The sequence below is a fragment of the Serratia sp. OLAL2 genome, assembly GCF_002752475.1.
GTDB lineage: Bacteria > Pseudomonadota > Gammaproteobacteria > Enterobacterales > Enterobacteriaceae > Serratia > Serratia bockelmannii.
Genome location: NZ_MSTL01000018.1, coordinates 218,066 through 233,064, shown reverse-complemented (window position 1 = coordinate 233,064; position 14,999 = coordinate 218,066). Strand labels below are relative to the sequence as shown.

16 protein-coding genes are annotated in these 14,999 nt (G+C 58.0%); 10 read left to right on the top strand and 6 right to left on the bottom strand.

Features of this window, described 5'->3' with window-relative positions; all coding sequences use genetic code 11:
* Position 1: 1 nt before the first annotated feature.
* The 4 genes from trpCF to BVU99_RS14610 all read left to right on the top strand — a co-directional run bounded on the left by trpCF (position 2) and on the right by BVU99_RS14610 (position 3,933).
* Positions 2-1,363 (top strand): bifunctional indole-3-glycerol-phosphate synthase TrpC/phosphoribosylanthranilate isomerase TrpF, encoded by a 1,362-nt coding sequence (trpCF, locus tag BVU99_RS14625; protein WP_099817284.1) that lies wholly within the window; start codon positions 2-4, stop codon positions 1,361-1,363.
* A 41-nt stretch (positions 1,364-1,404) separates the two neighbouring features.
* Complete coding sequence (gene trpB / locus BVU99_RS14620; RefSeq protein WP_025303051.1) at positions 1,405-2,595, top strand: tryptophan synthase subunit beta; 1,191 nt, start codon at positions 1,405-1,407, stop codon at positions 2,593-2,595.
* Positions 2,595-3,401, top strand: coding sequence for a tryptophan synthase subunit alpha (trpA, locus tag BVU99_RS14615; RefSeq protein WP_025303052.1), 807 nt, complete (start codon positions 2,595-2,597; stop codon positions 3,399-3,401). Before trpB ends, trpA begins: the two co-directional genes overlap by 1 nt.
* Before the next feature lie 217 nt (positions 3,402-3,618).
* The gene (locus BVU99_RS14610) at positions 3,619-3,933 is read left to right on the top strand and encodes a BON domain-containing protein (protein WP_025303053.1); all 315 of its coding nucleotides are present in this window, start codon (positions 3,619-3,621) and stop codon (positions 3,931-3,933) included.
* A 45-nt stretch (positions 3,934-3,978) separates the two neighbouring features.
* Here BVU99_RS14610 and ompW read toward each other — a convergent pair whose 3' ends face one another.
* Positions 3,979-4,611, bottom strand: a complete 633-nt coding sequence (gene ompW / locus BVU99_RS14605; RefSeq protein WP_016927514.1) for an outer membrane protein OmpW — start codon at positions 4,609-4,611, stop codon at positions 3,979-3,981.
* A gap of 286 nt (positions 4,612-4,897) precedes the next feature.
* Here ompW and BVU99_RS14600 point away from each other — a divergent pair, with 286 nt between their 5' ends.
* Positions 4,898-5,338 (top strand): YkgJ family cysteine cluster protein, encoded by a 441-nt coding sequence (locus BVU99_RS14600; RefSeq protein WP_099817190.1) that lies wholly within the window; start codon positions 4,898-4,900, stop codon positions 5,336-5,338.
* 34 nt (positions 5,339-5,372) lie between these two features.
* Positions 5,373-6,125 carry a YciC family protein gene (locus BVU99_RS14595; protein ID WP_016927513.1) on the top strand — a complete coding sequence of 251 codons (753 nt, stop codon included), beginning with the start codon at positions 5,373-5,375 and terminating at the stop codon, positions 6,123-6,125.
* 50 nt (positions 6,126-6,175) lie between these two features.
* On the opposite strand, the gene BVU99_RS14590 is transcribed toward BVU99_RS14595, so the two are convergent.
* A complete protein-coding gene (locus BVU99_RS14590) occupies positions 6,176-7,879 on the bottom strand; it encodes a SulP family inorganic anion transporter (protein WP_025303055.1) in 1,704 nt (567 codons plus the stop codon).
* Positions 7,880-8,101: 222 nt separating this feature from the next.
* Here BVU99_RS14590 and BVU99_RS14585 point away from each other — a divergent pair, with 222 nt between their 5' ends.
* Both BVU99_RS14585 and yciA read left to right on the top strand, forming a co-directional pair.
* Positions 8,102-8,641: a septation protein A gene (locus tag BVU99_RS14585; RefSeq protein ID WP_016927511.1), complete on the top strand. Its 540-nt coding sequence runs from the start codon at positions 8,102-8,104 to the stop codon at positions 8,639-8,641.
* A 116-nt stretch (positions 8,642-8,757) separates the two neighbouring features.
* Positions 8,758-9,186, top strand: coding sequence for an acyl-CoA thioester hydrolase YciA (gene yciA, locus BVU99_RS14580; RefSeq protein ID WP_004932085.1), 429 nt, complete (start codon positions 8,758-8,760; stop codon positions 9,184-9,186).
* 69 nt (positions 9,187-9,255) lie between these two features.
* On the opposite strand, the gene bioB is transcribed toward yciA, so the two are convergent.
* The 3 genes from bioB to BVU99_RS14565 form a co-directional block, all read right to left on the bottom strand.
* Entirely contained in the window at positions 9,256-10,278 is a 1,023-nt protein-coding gene (bioB, locus tag BVU99_RS14575; protein ID WP_099817189.1) for a biotin synthase BioB, read from the bottom strand.
* Between the two features lie 582 nt (positions 10,279-10,860).
* Positions 10,861-11,604, bottom strand: a complete 744-nt coding sequence (gene tonB / locus BVU99_RS14570) for a TonB system transport protein TonB (RefSeq protein WP_049205514.1) — start codon at positions 11,602-11,604, stop codon at positions 10,861-10,863.
* A 236-nt stretch (positions 11,605-11,840) separates the two neighbouring features.
* Positions 11,841-12,494 carry an epoxyqueuosine reductase QueH gene (locus tag BVU99_RS14565; protein WP_025303057.1) on the bottom strand — a complete coding sequence of 218 codons (654 nt, stop codon included), beginning with the start codon at positions 12,492-12,494 and terminating at the stop codon, positions 11,841-11,843.
* Positions 12,495-12,669: 175 nt separating this feature from the next.
* Here BVU99_RS14565 and BVU99_RS14560 point away from each other — a divergent pair, with 175 nt between their 5' ends.
* The gene (locus BVU99_RS14560) at positions 12,670-12,966 is read left to right on the top strand and encodes a YciI family protein (RefSeq protein WP_004932096.1); all 297 of its coding nucleotides are present in this window, start codon (positions 12,670-12,672) and stop codon (positions 12,964-12,966) included.
* Positions 12,967-13,074: 108 nt separating this feature from the next.
* Here the strand turns inward: BVU99_RS14560 and BVU99_RS14555 are convergent, their stop codons facing one another.
* Positions 13,075-13,929, bottom strand: a complete 855-nt coding sequence (locus BVU99_RS14555) for a LysR substrate-binding domain-containing protein (RefSeq protein ID WP_089180986.1) — start codon at positions 13,927-13,929, stop codon at positions 13,075-13,077.
* Between the two features lie 91 nt (positions 13,930-14,020).
* On the opposite strand from BVU99_RS14555, the gene BVU99_RS14550 reads away from it, so the two are divergent.
* Positions 14,021-14,977, top strand: coding sequence for a DMT family transporter (locus BVU99_RS14550; protein WP_089180987.1), 957 nt, complete (start codon positions 14,021-14,023; stop codon positions 14,975-14,977).
* Positions 14,978-14,999 lie beyond the last annotated feature (22 nt).

Here is a 14,999-nt window from a genome sequence, read left to right as displayed (position 1 = left end):
GATGCAGGAAACCGTGCTACACAAGATTGTCCGCGACAAAGCGCAATGGATCGCGGCGCGACAACAGCAACAGCCCCTGGCCGGCTTTCAGAATGACATCGTACCGAGCGAACGCAGCTTCTACCACGCGCTGCAGGGCACCCGTACGGCTTTCATTCTCGAATGCAAGAAGGCCTCGCCTTCCAAGGGGCTGATTCGCGAGAGCTTTGATCCGGTGGAGATCGCCACGGTCTATAAAGATTTCGCCTCGGCGATCTCGGTGCTGACCGACGAGAAATACTTCCAGGGCAGCTTCGATTTCCTGCCGCTGGTCAGTAAGACCGTCAGCCAGCCGGTATTGTGCAAAGACTTTATCGTCGACCCGTATCAGATTTACCTGGCGCGCTACTATCAGGCCGACGCCATTCTGCTGATGCTGTCGGTGTTGACCGACGAGCAGTACCGCCAGCTGGCCGCGGTGGCCCACAGCCTCAATATGGGCGTGCTGACCGAAGTGATCAGTGAAGAAGAGCTGCAGCGGGCGATCGCGCTGGAAGCGCGCGTGGTCGGCATCAATAACCGCGATCTGCGCGATCTGAGCATCGACCTGAACCGCACCCGTGAGCTGGCGCCGCGCGTGCCGCATGGCGTAACGGTGATCAGCGAGTCGGGCATCAACAACTACGGGCAGATCCGCGAGCTGAGCCATTACGCCAACGGCTTTCTGATCGGCAGCGCGCTGATGTCTGAACCCGATCTGCGCGCCGCCGTGCGCCGCGTGATCCTGGGCGACAACAAAGTGTGCGGCCTGACCCGCCCACAGGACGCCGCCGCCGCGTATCAGGCGGGCGCCATCTACGGCGGGCTGATTTTCGTCGGCCGCTCCCCGCGCTACGTGGATATCACCCGCGCCCGCGAAGTGATTTCCGGCGCGCCGCTGAAGTACGTCGGCGTATTCTGCGACGCCCAGGTCGAGACCGTGGCGTTGACCGTTGAGCGCCTCGGTCTGCACGCGGTGCAATTACACGGCGCGGAAGACCAGGCTTATATCAGCGCCCTGCGCGCCCGCTTGCCGGCCGATTGCCGCATCTGGAAAGCGCTTAGCGTGAAAGATCGGGTGCCGGCGCGCGATTTGCAGTATGTCGATCGCTACCTGCTCGACAACGGTGCCGGTGGCACCGGCCAACGCTTCGACTGGTCGGTATTGCAAGACGAAGATCTGACTAACGTGATGCTGGCGGGCGGCCTGCGCGCCGACAACTGCGTCGAAGCGGCCAAGCTCGGCTGCGCCGGGCTGGACTTCAACTCCGGCGTGGAAAGCGAACCGGGCATCAAAGATCCCGCGCGCCTGGCCTCGGTCTTCCAGACCCTGCGCGCCTACTGAATACGGCTCAACATTAATAACGGATAATAACGGGAACTCTCATGACGCTGCTTAACCCCTACTTCGGCGAATTTGGTGGCCAGTATGTGCCGCAAATTCTGATGCCGGCCCTGAAACAACTGGAAGAAGCCTTTGTCAGCGCTCAGCGCGATCCGGCGTTTCAGGCCGAATTCATCGATCTGCTAAAGAACTACGCAGGCCGCCCGACGGCGCTGACGCTGTGCAAAAACCTCACCGCCGGCAGCAACACCAAGCTTTATCTGAAGCGTGAAGACCTGCTGCACGGCGGCGCACACAAGACCAACCAGGTGCTGGGCCAGGCGTTGCTGGCCAAGCGCATGGGCAAAACCGAGATCATCGCGGAAACCGGCGCAGGCCAACACGGCGTCGCGTCGGCGCTGGCCTGCGCGCTGCTCGGCCTGAAATGCCGCATCTATATGGGCGCCAAAGACGTCGAGCGCCAGTCGCCGAACGTGTTCCGCATGCGGCTGATGGGCGCGGAAGTGATCCCGGTGCACAGCGGCTCCGCCACCCTGAAAGACGCCTGCAACGAAGCGTTGCGCGACTGGTCCGGCAGCTATGAAACCGCGCACTATATGCTCGGCACCGCCGCCGGCCCGCACCCGTACCCCACCATCGTGCGTGAATTCCAGCGCATGATCGGCGAAGAGACCAAAGCGCAGGTGCTGGAGCGCGAAGGCCGCCTGCCGGATGCGGTCATCGCCTGCGTCGGCGGCGGCTCCAACGCCATCGGTATGTTCGCCGATTTTATCGATGACGCCGACGTTGGGCTGATCGGCGTGGAACCTGCCGGCCTGGGTATCGAAACCGGTCAGCACGGCGCGCCGCTCAAGCACGGCCACGTCGGCATCTACTTCGGCATGAAGGCGCCGATGATGCAGACCGACGAAGGCCAGATTGAAGAGTCCTATTCGATTTCCGCCGGGCTGGACTTCCCATCCGTCGGGCCGCAGCACGCCTACTTGAACAGCACTGGCCGCGCCGAATACGTGTCGATCACCGACGACGAAGCGCTGGAAGCGTTCAAGGCGCTGTCGCGCCATGAAGGCATTATCCCGGCGCTGGAATCCTCACACGCCCTGGCGCACGCGCTGAGAATGATCCGTGAAACGCCGCAGAAAGAGCAAATCTTGGTGGTCAACCTGTCCGGCCGCGGCGACAAAGACATATTTACCGTTCACGACATTTTGAAAGCTCGGGGAGAAATCTGATGGAACGTTATCAGCAACTGTTCACGCGTCTGGAAAGCAGCAAGGAAGGCGCCTTCGTCCCGTTCGTGACGTTAGGCGATCCCAATCCGACGCTATCGCTGCAGATTATCGACACCCTGATCGAAGCCGGTGCGGACGCGCTGGAGTTGGGCATCCCCTTCTCCGATCCGCTGGCGGATGGCCCCACTATCCAGAGCGCGACGCTGCGCGCTTTCGCCGCCGGCGTCACGCCGACCCAGTGCTTCGAGATGCTGGCGGCCATCCGCCAGAAGCACCCGACCATTCCCATTGGGCTGCTGATGTACGCCAATCTGGTGTTCCATAAAGGCATCGATGCGTTTTACCAACGCTGCGCCGAAGTGGGCGTGGATTCGGTGCTGGTCGCCGACGTGCCGTTTGAAGAGTCTGCGCCGTTCCGCGCCGCGGCCATTCGCCACGGTATCGCACCGATCTTCATCTGCCCGCCGAACGCCGATGACGATCTGCTGCGTGAAATCGCGTCGCACGGCCGCGGCTACACTTACCTGCTGTCGCGCGCCGGGGTGACCGGCACCGAAAGCCGAGCGCAGCTGCCGTTGCATCACCTGGTGAACAAGCTGCGCGAGTATCACGCCGCGCCGCCGCTGCAGGGCTTCGGCATCTCCGAACCCGAGCAGGTGAAGGCGGCGCTGCAGGCCGGGGCCGCCGGCGCGATCTCCGGCTCGGCAATCGTCAAAATCATCGAACAGCACCATGCCAACCCGGCGGAGATGCTGACTAAGCTGGCGGCCTTTGTCAGCAATATGAAGCGCGCCACCCGGGCGTGATCCTCTTTAGCGAGCGCCCTGCCGGCGCTCGCTTTAACAGCTTGTTTCCCCTCAAAGTTTGTTCCATTTATTTACAGCAAAAATTTGAACAAAACCCAGTCTTGTCTCACAATGAACTTTGTTCGCTATGCATTTCTTCGTTTGATTTGGGGAATGCGCTCGCTGCGGCGAAAAACCGTAGCGAATTTCAACCATAACATTGCATGGAGAGTAATTTATGAAGCTGTTTAAAACCCTTTCGGCCTTGTGCATGGCAGCCGTTGTGGCGGTCGCGGTGAGCGCTTGCGCGCCGACGGCAAAATCAGAGGGAACAGGCGGTTATATCGATGACACCGTGGTCACCACCAAAGTGAAATCGGCGTTGCTGGCGGATAAAAACATCAAGTCACGCGAGATTAGCGTGGAAACCTTTAAAGGGCGCGTACAGCTGAGCGGCTTCGTGACGTCCAGCGATGACGCCAACCGTGCGGTGCAGGTCACACGCGGCGTAGCCGGCGTGAAATCTGTTGAAAACGTGATGCAGATTAAATAATACCGACACAGGGAGGCGCAACGCCTCCCTGCTTGGAAGCCTTCATCAGAAGCGGTAACCCGCCCCGAACATGAACACCCACGGATCCAGACGCGTATCGAAGCTATGGTGCCCACCATTCGCATCGTTGAAGCGAGTTTTGGTTTCGATGTTCATCCACCACACCGACATGTTCAGCATCCAGTGCTCATCCAGGTTGTAATCCAGGCCGGCCTGCGCCGCCACGCCCCAGGAATCTTTCAGATCGAGGTCGCTCAACCCGGCGCTTTTGCCGTAGTCGTTGAACTTCTCGTCGAAGAAAGTGGTGTAGTTAACGCCGACGCCCAGGTAAGGACGCAGTTTGTCCTGCTTGTCGCCGAAGTAGTATTGCGCCATCAGCGTAGGCGGCAGTTGGTGAACGGTCGCCAGATCGGTACCGCCCAGCGTCACCTTGTGGCGGAATGGCGTTGCGGCCAACAACTCAACGCCGATGTTGTCCGTCACCATGTAACCGAAGGTCAGACCGAGCTGGGTGTTGTTTTTCGCATCCAGCGAGCCCAACCCCAGTACGTTGTCTGAACCCGCATTTGGACGCACGGTCGCGGTTCCCGCGCGGAACAGGAAATCACCGGCCTGATGCGCACTTGCCAACATAGGCGCCATCATCGTCGCCAATACCATCAGAGTTGTCTTTTTCATTATCCATTCCATTTGTGTGGTTAATCGCTCGAGGGGGAATATACCTACTTTCGGGTATTTGTGATCCCATCGAGATCACATCTTATGTGTAAAAATTTAAAATCCCACTAAAAACAAGGTTACCTAACCGTCTAATAAATCAAGGATTGATCTGCATCAAAAAAACGATTTTGTTGCAAATTATCTACATGTTCAAATTTCAGTTGCGGAGAAAAATGCGGCTGAGGTAATTTCATTTTCCGTGTTGGTTTTGGTTGGTGCCGTGAGGAGTCGGCGGGCAATCAAGATGAGCGAAATCCTTAATCCCTGTGTCAGCTGCGGCGCATGCTGCGGTTATTTTCGAGTGTCATTCTATTGGGCCGAAGCCGAAGACGGCGGCGGCACCGTCCCCCTTTCCCTGACGGAGCCTTTGAGCCCGTTCCTGCGCTGCATGCAGGGGACCAACAGCAAGTCCCCCCGCTGCACCGCGCTGGACGGCGAGATCGGCAAAGCCGTGTCCTGCTCGATCTACCTCAATCGACCCAGCCCGTGCAGAGAGTTCGATCAGTCCGGTGAAAACGGCCTGCGTAACGAAGCCTGCGATCGCGCCCGGGAACGCTACGGCCTGCCCCCCTTGCCGGTGCCCTTGCCGCTATCGCTGCCTGAGACGACGATCGTTGAAGAAATAGGCGTAGTGCAATTCGCGGGGTGCCACTGCGGCGTGGAACAGGGTACAATCACCCACTGATTTATCTCTGTTTTCCCGACGCCAAGGAGTCTGCATGCCTATCACGGCCAACGCTTTGTACCGTGACAGTTTTAACTTTTTACGCAATCAACTGGCCAGCATCCTGATGCTGGCGCTGTTGACGGCGTTTATCTCCGTGCTGCTGAATCAGGCCTTCAGCCCCGATGCCGAACAGTTGGCGACGCTCGCTGCCACCACCAGCGATTTCGCTTCCTCTACCGGCATGGGCATTCAGGAAGTGATCCAGCAGATGACGCCGGAACAGCAGATGGTGTTGCTGAAAGTGTCGGCGGCCGCCACCTTCTCCGCGCTGGTCGGCAACGTGCTGCTGGTCGGCGGGATGCTGACGCTGATCCGTCTGGTGTCGCAAGGGCAACGCACCAGCGCCCTGCGCGCGCTCGGCGCTTCGGCGCCCGATCTGCCGCGCCTGTTGTTGCTGCTGTTTATCTGCACCCTGCTGATCCAACTTGGCCTGACGCTGTTTGTGGTGCCGGGCGTGCTGATGGCTATCGCCTTCGCACTGGCGCCGGTGATCGCCTCCGTCGACAAAAAAGGCGTCTTCGCTTCGCTCAAGCTGAGCAGCAAATTAGCCTTCGCCAATGCGCGCGTGCTGGTGCCGGCGATGATGCTGTGGCTGGCGGCCAAGCTGCTGGTGCTGTTTTTGGTGAGCCATCTGTCGGTGCTGACGCCGAACGTCGCCAGCGTGGTACTGACCGCGTTGAGCAACCTGGTGTCTGCCCTGCTGCTGATCTACCTGTTCCGTCTGTACATGCTGCTGCGCGGCTAACGCCGGCGCAAGCAAAAACCAAGGGGCACGCTTCGGCGCGCCCCTTTTTTTTACCCCACCACGGCGGCTTCCGCCTGCTCCTTACTCTGAATCAGCTTCAGCGCCAGATACAGGTCCGGCACCAAAATCAACTCCTTGTCGCGCCCTAAGCGGTTGATGCGGAACCAACGCGTCAGCTCGGTGCGGCGCCCCGCCAGCACCAGCCTTACGTTACGCTGTAACAGGTCGCGTTTCAGTTCGTCGATGGCCGCCAGCACGCTGATATCGGCGTGGGTGAAACTGGCCACCGCATCCACCACCACCCAACGTGGCTGGAACGGCGTGCCGTCGACCAAATTGAGAATACGGCGTTTGAAATACGCCACGTTGAAATAGGTCAGCGGCGAATTGAAGCGATACATCATGACGCCAGGCACCGCCTTCACCCCATTGTTATTGCCCATGGAATGGATCATGCCTTCGTCGTTGACGCCCAGCAGCTGTTCCGTCGGCCGGAAGACGGTGCGCAGAAACTGCATCAGCCCCAGCAACACCGCCAGCCCAATGCCGCTGATCACTCCCACCAGCAGCACGCTGAGGAAGGTAAACAGCGCCAGGCGGAACGCCTGCGCGTTGCGACGGCGCAAGATCCAGATGCCGCGGATGTCCAGCAGCGACCAGGCCGCATACATCAGCACCACGCCCAACCCGGCCACCGGAATAAACTGCAGCGGCGCCATCAGGAACAGCAAGACAAAGGCAATGACCGCGGCGGCGATGATCGACACCAGTTGGCTCTTGCCGCCGTTGGCATCATTCACCGCGGTGCGCGAATCCGCGCCGCTGATGGCGAAACCTTGCGACAGCGCAGAGACGATATTCACCAGCCCCAGCGCGCGAAACTCGGCGTCGGCGTTCACCTCATAACCGTTTTTGGCGGCGAAGCTGCGGGCGGTGAGCATCATGCTGACAAAACTCACCACCGCCAGGTTAAGCGCCGGGATCACCATGTCGCGCAGCAAACCGGGCTGGAAGTCCGGCCACTGGACGATCGGCAGCACGCCGCTGAAACCGCCCACCGTCACCACGCCATGCTGCTGCAGGCCGCCCGCCCAGGTCACGAACGCCGCCAGCACGATAGCGAACAGCGGCGCCGGCCAGTTAGGCCGCCATTTTTTAAATCCGAGCAGCGTCACCAGCGTCAGCAACGACACCGCCATCGTCAGCCAGTCGCTGTGCAGCAGGTTACCGGGCAGCGCGTAGATGCGCTCGATCAGCTGTGCCGGGCGCATCGTAAACCCCAACACCTTGCCGATCTGATCGACAATAATGGTGATCGCCACCCCGTTCAGCAGCCCACTGAGGATCGGCCGCGACAGCAAATCCGCCAGCGCCCCCAGCTTGAACCGGCTGGCCAGCAGGCACCAGCCGCCCATCATGGCGGTCATCATAATGGTCAGTTGCCAATGGCGTTCCATATTGCCCGCTGCCAGCGGCGTCACCACTGCGGCGATCACCGCGCAGGTGGCAGCGTCGGGCCCGACGATCAGCTGGCGCGACGAGCCGAACAGCGCGTAGGCCATCATCGGCAAGATACAGGAGTAGAGCCCCACCACCGGGCTGACCCCGGCCAGTTCGGCGTAGGCGATGGCCACCGGGAGGGCGACGGCGGCGACGGAAAGGCCGGCGCGAATATCCGGCTTGAGCCAACTGCGTTGATAGCCCAATAAATGCGTCAAACCAGGCGTCAGGGCCTGGAGAGATTTCCACTGCATGCTTGTTTTCCGCGGTAAATTATCTGGTTATTATGACACTTACTATGCGGCCTGCGGCCCGCGCTGGCAATGTACCGGCACTTTCTTGCGTAAGTTTATGCAAATTCCTGCTTTCGCGGCAGAAATCCGCCGGCCAAACGCCGATAATCGGCAACGCCCGGCGGTACACAGAGCTCGCCGAATCCGGTATAGTCGGCCGATGAACAGATGATGGATTGATTTATGAAGCAGTTTCTTGATTTCCTCCCGTTAATTGTCTTTTTCGCGTTTTACAAGCTGTACGACATTTACGTTGCTTCCGGCGCGTTAATTGTCGCCACCGCGCTGGCGCTGGTGTTCACCTGGGTGAAATACCGCAAGGTCGAGAAGATGACGTTGATCACCTTCCTGATGGTGCTGGTATTCGGCACCCTGACGCTGGTGTTCCATAACGATTTGTTCATCAAATGGAAGGTCACGGTGATTTACGCGCTGTTCGCGCTGGCGCTGCTGATCAGCCAATGGGTGCTCAAAAAACCGCTGGTTCAGCGCATGCTGGGCAAAGAGCTGACGCTGCCGGACAAAGTGTGGAGCAACCTCAACCTGGCCTGGGCGATCTTCTTCCTGGCCTGCGGCCTGGCGAACATCTATGTCGCCTTCTGGCTGCCGCAAAGCGTCTGGGTCAATTTCAAAGTCTTTGGCCTGACGGTACTGACGCTGGTCTTCACCCTCCTCAGCGGTATCTATATTTACCGGCACATGCCGGAAGAACAGAAAAAATAGTTACAAATACCGGCACGTACCGGCAGAAGAAACAAAATAGTTACAAAATTGTTAATGCCTGCGGCATTTGCCGCGGGCAGTATGATGTTATCCCTTCCTTTTAAAAGCAGACTGCTATGACACAACAACGACCTTTACCCAGCGGCGAGCTGGTGCTGCGCACGCTGGCGATGCCGGCCGATACCAATGCCAACGGCGATATTTTCGGCGGCTGGCTGATGTCGCAAATGGATATCGGCGGCGCCATTCAGGCCAAAGAGATCGCCGAAGGGCGCGTGGTGACGGTACGCGTAGACGGCATGACCTTCCTGAAACCGGTGGCGGTAGGCGACGTGGTTTGCTGCTATGCGCACTGTATCCGCACCGGGCGCAGCTCGATCACCATTAATATCGAAGTGTGGGTAAAGAAAGTTTCTTCCGCCCCGATCGGCCAGCGTTACCGGGCGACCGAAGCGGTGTTCACCTATGTGGCGGTCGATGCGGAAGGCAACTCGCGCGCGCTGCCTGAGGGCAAAATGAATTTCCGCGTCGGTTTCGAAGAATAAGATGATTGAAGCCAACAGCATACTGCTGTTGGCTTGCCGCTTTATCCGTGGGCATATTTAAATGCCGCATCAAATAACCTGATAATAGTTCTCATCATCCATAGTCATTACGTCTTTCAGCAATGACGCGCCCTCTTCCTCGTCTGTCAGTGATTGGCGCACTTTTTGTGTTTTCAGACCCAACTTCCGTATCAATTTCATATCCTGATCCTCATCGGGATTCGTTGCCGTTAACAATTTGCATCCATAGAAAATTGAATTGGCCCCCGCCATAAAACACATGGCCTGCATTTGCTCATTCATTTTCTCGCGCCCTGCCGCGATGCGCACATAGGAGGTCGGCATCATGATTCTGGCAACGGCAATGACGCGGATATAGTCAAAGGCATCCACCGGCTCACTGTCTTCCAGGGGGGTGCCCGCCACCTTGACCAGCATGTTAATGGGCACACTTTCCGGCGCTTTAGAAAGGTTTGCCAATTGCAAAAGCAGACCTATCCGGTCTAGGTTACTTTCACCTAGACCCAATATTCCACCGGAGCAGACCTTGATGCCGGCCGCCCTGACTTTATCGATCGTCGTTAATCTATCCTGATAAGTGCGGGTTGTGATGATGCTGCCATAATATTCGGGAGAGGTATCCAGATTGTGGCTATAGTAGTCTAAGCCAACGTTAGCCAATCGCTCGACCTGAGAATCAGTCAGTTTTCCCAGCGTCATGCAGGTTTCCAACCCCAACGCCTTAACCCCTCTGACCATCTCCTCCAAATAAGGCATATCGCGTTCGTGAGGATTACTCCAGGCCGCTCCCATGCAAAATCTCGAGGAGCCAGCCTCTTTCGCTGTACGGGCTGACTGTAAGACTTTTTCTACCTGCAACAACTTTTCTGCCCGCAATCCTGTTTTATACCTTGCGCTTTGCGAACAATATTTGCAGTCCTCTGGGCACCCTCCTGTTTTAACAGACAGCAAAGTGCTCATTTGTATTTCCAGCGGATCAAAATGTTGACGATGCACCTTTTGCGCATCATAGCGCAAATCCAACAAAGGCTTATTAAACAGCACTTTCACTTTATCAATCGTCCAGCTCATATTTTCATCCTGATGTTATTCGCAGTGACAGCCCCATCAGACAGCCCCCGTTCTGTCACACAGATTAACGGAGACTTCACTGATCTGAGTGGCTGTTTGAGACCGCACCTTCCCTCGCTCACCGACGAACAATGCAGTGGTCGTCGGCTTAGCGGGCGTAGTGACAAATCTCGCTCCGCATTCAAGCAAATCACCCCTCTATTGTAAACCTGAATTAAATATTACACGTTTACCATTGATTATTTTTTACACAGACTTGGCGCATAATCACGACAGGAATAAATTTAAAACCTGCGTATCCATGTCAAAAAAACTCATAACCTGATGAAAATGAATGTTTTTCAACAGGCATGTAAAAGTATTGCTATGAGAACGGTGAAGTTTGCCGGCAGATTGCGAATATTTATGAGGATAAATTTGGCATTGCGGTAGGAAAAAAGAGGACGTCCACGTAAAACAATCAACGTGAATTATCAGGTCTGGATAGCTTCCTCGCCCAGGCATCGGGCGAGGAAGTCAAGGACGGTAGTCAGATGAAGCGACAAACGATCAACACGCTTGATATCTGTCGCCAGATCTACCTCAGTTCAATTCGGTCGAGCCATCCAGCTTGAAGCGAATGTTGACGATGAGGTCTTTCGCTTCTTTGGCTTCATAGCGCCATTTGCGTAGCGCCTGCTTCACTTCGCGCTCGAACATATTGCGCGGTTCGGCCGACAAGATACGCACGTTACTCAAGCGACCATCGCTGTCGACATCAAACTGGACCCTAACACTGCCTTCAATCTGTAAGGCCAGCGCGCGCGGCGGATACATCGGTTTGGACTGCACCAACGCCTTCGGCACGACCTCGCGCGAATTGCCCTGCACCGGCGCGGCAGGCGCCTGTTTCACCGGCGCTTTGTCGATCGGCTTGGCCGGCGAATCGTTGTTGAACGGTGACGGTTCGCGCGGCTCGACTTTTTTCGGCTCCGGTTTGACCTGTTTTTCGACCTTTGGCTTCGGCTTAGGTTTTGGTTTCGGCTTGACCGGCTCCGGCTTCACGATCGCCTTTGGCGGCGGCTCCACGATAGGTTCCGGTTCTGGCTCCGGCTCAGGTTCGACCTGCGGCGGCTCCGGCTCGGCCGGCGCAGGTGGCGGCGGTTCGGCCATCGCGGCGGTATTGACCATCATGACGCTGATCGGCGCGTCCTCTGGCTTCGGCAGCTCCACTACTTCGTTTACCGAAGCGTAAAGCAATCCCGCCACCAGGGCGCTGTGCAGGCCTACGGACAAGACGAAAGGCACGGATATACGGCGATTAAGGAACATCTTTTTTAGCGGCATAATGATTCTGTTTCCTCTGGTTCGCCAAGTTTAAATGCAAATAGCAATCATATTCAATAACGAAAGGCAAACTATCGCTTTAATCGTCAGTATGCGCGGCTAAAACCAGCAAACTCATAAGGATATTAACCTTGCCGTTGCTTTTTTACCGCCGGGGCGACACGCTTCATTAACGTTTGGCCAGGCGTCAAAAAGTAAAAAACCCGCCGGAGCGGGTTAATTGCGGTGAGTCAGCGCTATTCTTCATCACCATAGTAAAGCACGCCCAGTTTGATCAGCGGTCGCCCTTGCGCCTTACGGTGCAGGTTGGTGTCGCGCAGCGAATAGACGCAGCCGCAGTATTCCTGCTGATAGAAGCGTTCGCGCTTGCTGATCTCTATCATGCGCGACGAACCGCCCTTCTTGCGCCAGTTGTAATCCCAGTACACCAGATCGGGATACTTTTCCGCCGCCCGGATGCCGCAGTCGGTGATCTGCTGCATATTCTTCCAGCGCGAAATGCCCAGCGAGCTGGAGATGGTGTCGTAACCGTGCTCATGCGCATACAGCGCCGTGCGCTCGAAACGCATGTCGAAACACATGGTGCAGCGGATACCGCGCTCCGGCTCATTCTCCATCCCCTTGGCGCGGGCGAACCAGTTGTCGGTGTCGTAATCGGCATCGATAATCGGCACCCCGTGCTGCTCGGCGAAACGGATGTTCTCTTCCTTGCGCAGCAGATACTCTTTTTGCGGGTGAATGTTGGGGTTATAGAAGAAAATGGCGTACTCGATCCCGGACGCCTGGATCGCTTCCATCACTTCGCCGGAACAGGGCGCGCAGCAAGAGTGCAGCAGCAGTTTACTTTTGCCCGCCGGCAAATCGAGTTTTTCCCTTACCAGTTCCGTCATGTCCTCACCTCAATGGCATATCAGTTTAAGCGCGCCGCACTATACGAATAAAAAGTAGCGGCTTCAAGGCATAAGCGCCAATCCGCGGGGAAATTCGCCGCGTACCGTTCCCCTGCCGTGCCTTTTGCGCTACCTTGGTAGCACCGTTTTATAGCCATGATTTTAAAGGTGAAACATGCTTTATCTGATCTACGCGCAAGACGTCCCCAACTCGCTGGAAAACCGTCTGGCGGTGCGCCCGGCACACCTGGCGCGCCTGCAGGCGCTGCGCGACGCCGGCCGCCTGGTGGTCGCCGGCCCTAACCCGGCCATCGACAGCAACGATCCCGGCGCCGCCGGCTTTACCGGTTCAACGGTGATCGCCGAATTCGCCTCGCTGGCGGAAGCCCAGGCCTGGGCGCAGCAGGATCCTTATATCGCCGCCGGCGTCTATGCCGACGTGACGGTGAAGCCGTTCAAACAGGTGTTCTGATCTCCAGCCCTCGAATACCGGGAACGCCCCGCGATACAGCGTTCCCGGCGCTAGCCACATCTCTCCGTCACCGTCATGCTCGATTCGTCTTCCCCACGCGGCCGATATTCATGTTCTCCCCCGTAAATACTCACCGATGACGCTTTCCAGCATCGCCACCGCCGGTTGGCTGGCGGCCGTGGCAGAACGGAGCAGTTGCACTTCATGTGGTGCGACCGAAGGCAATTCGTCGAGTATCCGCATCGCCGCCGAAACCCGTGCGCGGTCAAGCAGCGTGACGGCCAATCCTGCCTCGATGGCAGCCGCCACCACGCTGGCCGAAGGGCTGCTCACAACCACTCGCCAATGCCTTCCCGCCCTGGTCAATGCATCGATCATAGCCTCACGATAAGGGCAATCGGCGGCATGCAATGCCAGCGGCAGCGGCCGGTTAGCCTGCAGCGCCAGCGAACGGCCTCCAACCCACACTGGTACTGTCACCGCGAGCGGTGTCGGACACTGTCTCTTCGAGGGTTGAACCACCAGCGCAAGATGCAGCCGATTACGGCCAATTTGTTCCACCAGCGCCTGACTGGCAGCGGTAGAGACCTCCAGCTCCACCGCGGGGAAACTGTCGGCAAACCGCGGCAAAATATGGCGTATCACATGAGAAGCGTACTCATCAGGCAATCCCAATTTGATATGGCCGCTTAGCGGCGCGACCTGCAGTTCCCGCAGAATATCGTCATGGGCGCTCAGCAGCCCGAGCGTCGATGCCAGCAGCTTGCTTCCCAGCGGCGTCAGCACCACGGCCTGATTGTCACGCTCCAGCAGGCGGCCGCCCACCACCTGTTCCAGGCGCTGGATATGCACGCTCACGGCGGCGGGGCTGCGATTGACAAATGCCGCCGCCGCGCGAAATTGCCCCAAACGTGCAATGGCGTGAAAAGTGCGCAAGAGATCGATATCCAATATCGGCCGCATGATTTAACTCCATTAAACAACTGAACGAAAATTATTCGATTTATTAAATTATAGCCACACACTACCATCGGGCGGAAAGGAGGTGACCATCATGTCCCTGCCATCATTTCGCCCCTCGTCCCACGGCGGCAAACATCGCGGCAAAGCCGCCCTCTGGCTGGCTGCGGCCGAGGTTCTGCTGATCGTGGCCTGGAGCTCCGGTTTCGTCGGCATCCGCTTCGCCGCCGATTACGCGCCGGTGTTGCTGGTGGCGTTCTGGCGCTGCGTGGTCGTCGCTCTCGCGTTGCTGCCGTTTAGTCTGAACGCCATCAGGCGTGCATCTCCTCTGACAATAGCGGTTCACGCCGGGATTGGGTTGCTCGCCATGACCGGTTACCTGGCCGGCGTCAGCAAAGGCATCGAATATGGCGTGCCGGCCGGGTTGGCCGCACTCATCGCCGATTTGCTCCCTCTCGGCACCGCGCTGCTGAGCATGCTGTTGCAACGCCGTCTGCCCGATGGTCGCGTTTGGTCCGGCTTAACCTTGGGGGTTAGCGGGGTAACGCTGGCGACCGGCAGCGCCATTTCATGGGGAGAAGCCCCATTGTGGAGTTACCTGTTGCCGCTGGCGGGGATGCTATCGCTAGCGCTGGCAACCCTGTGGCAGGAACGGCTGCCGCGGGCGCACGCAATGAGTTTGCCGGCCTCGCTGGGGATACAAAGCGCGGTTTCGGCGCTGGCTTTCGCCGCGCTGGCCGGCAATGAAGGCCCGTTGCTGCCCACGGTAACGACGGGGTTTGCGATCGGCGTGCTTTGGAACGCGCTACTGGCGACGCTGGCCGGTTACGGCCTGTACTGGTTGTGTCTAAAGCTCACTTCTGCGCTGCGCGTGACGAGCCTGCTGTTTCTCAGTCCCTTCGTTACCTTCTGCTGGGCCGGGTTAATGTTCAATGAACCCCTTTCCTGGCCCATGCTGCTAGGCGCGGCGACGGCAGGAAGCGGTTTGTGGCTGCTCATCCGTCCCGCCGGGCGGGATGAGCCAAAAACAGCGCAACACGCTGAAAAATGAAGGATAAGGAGAACGGGTGCGC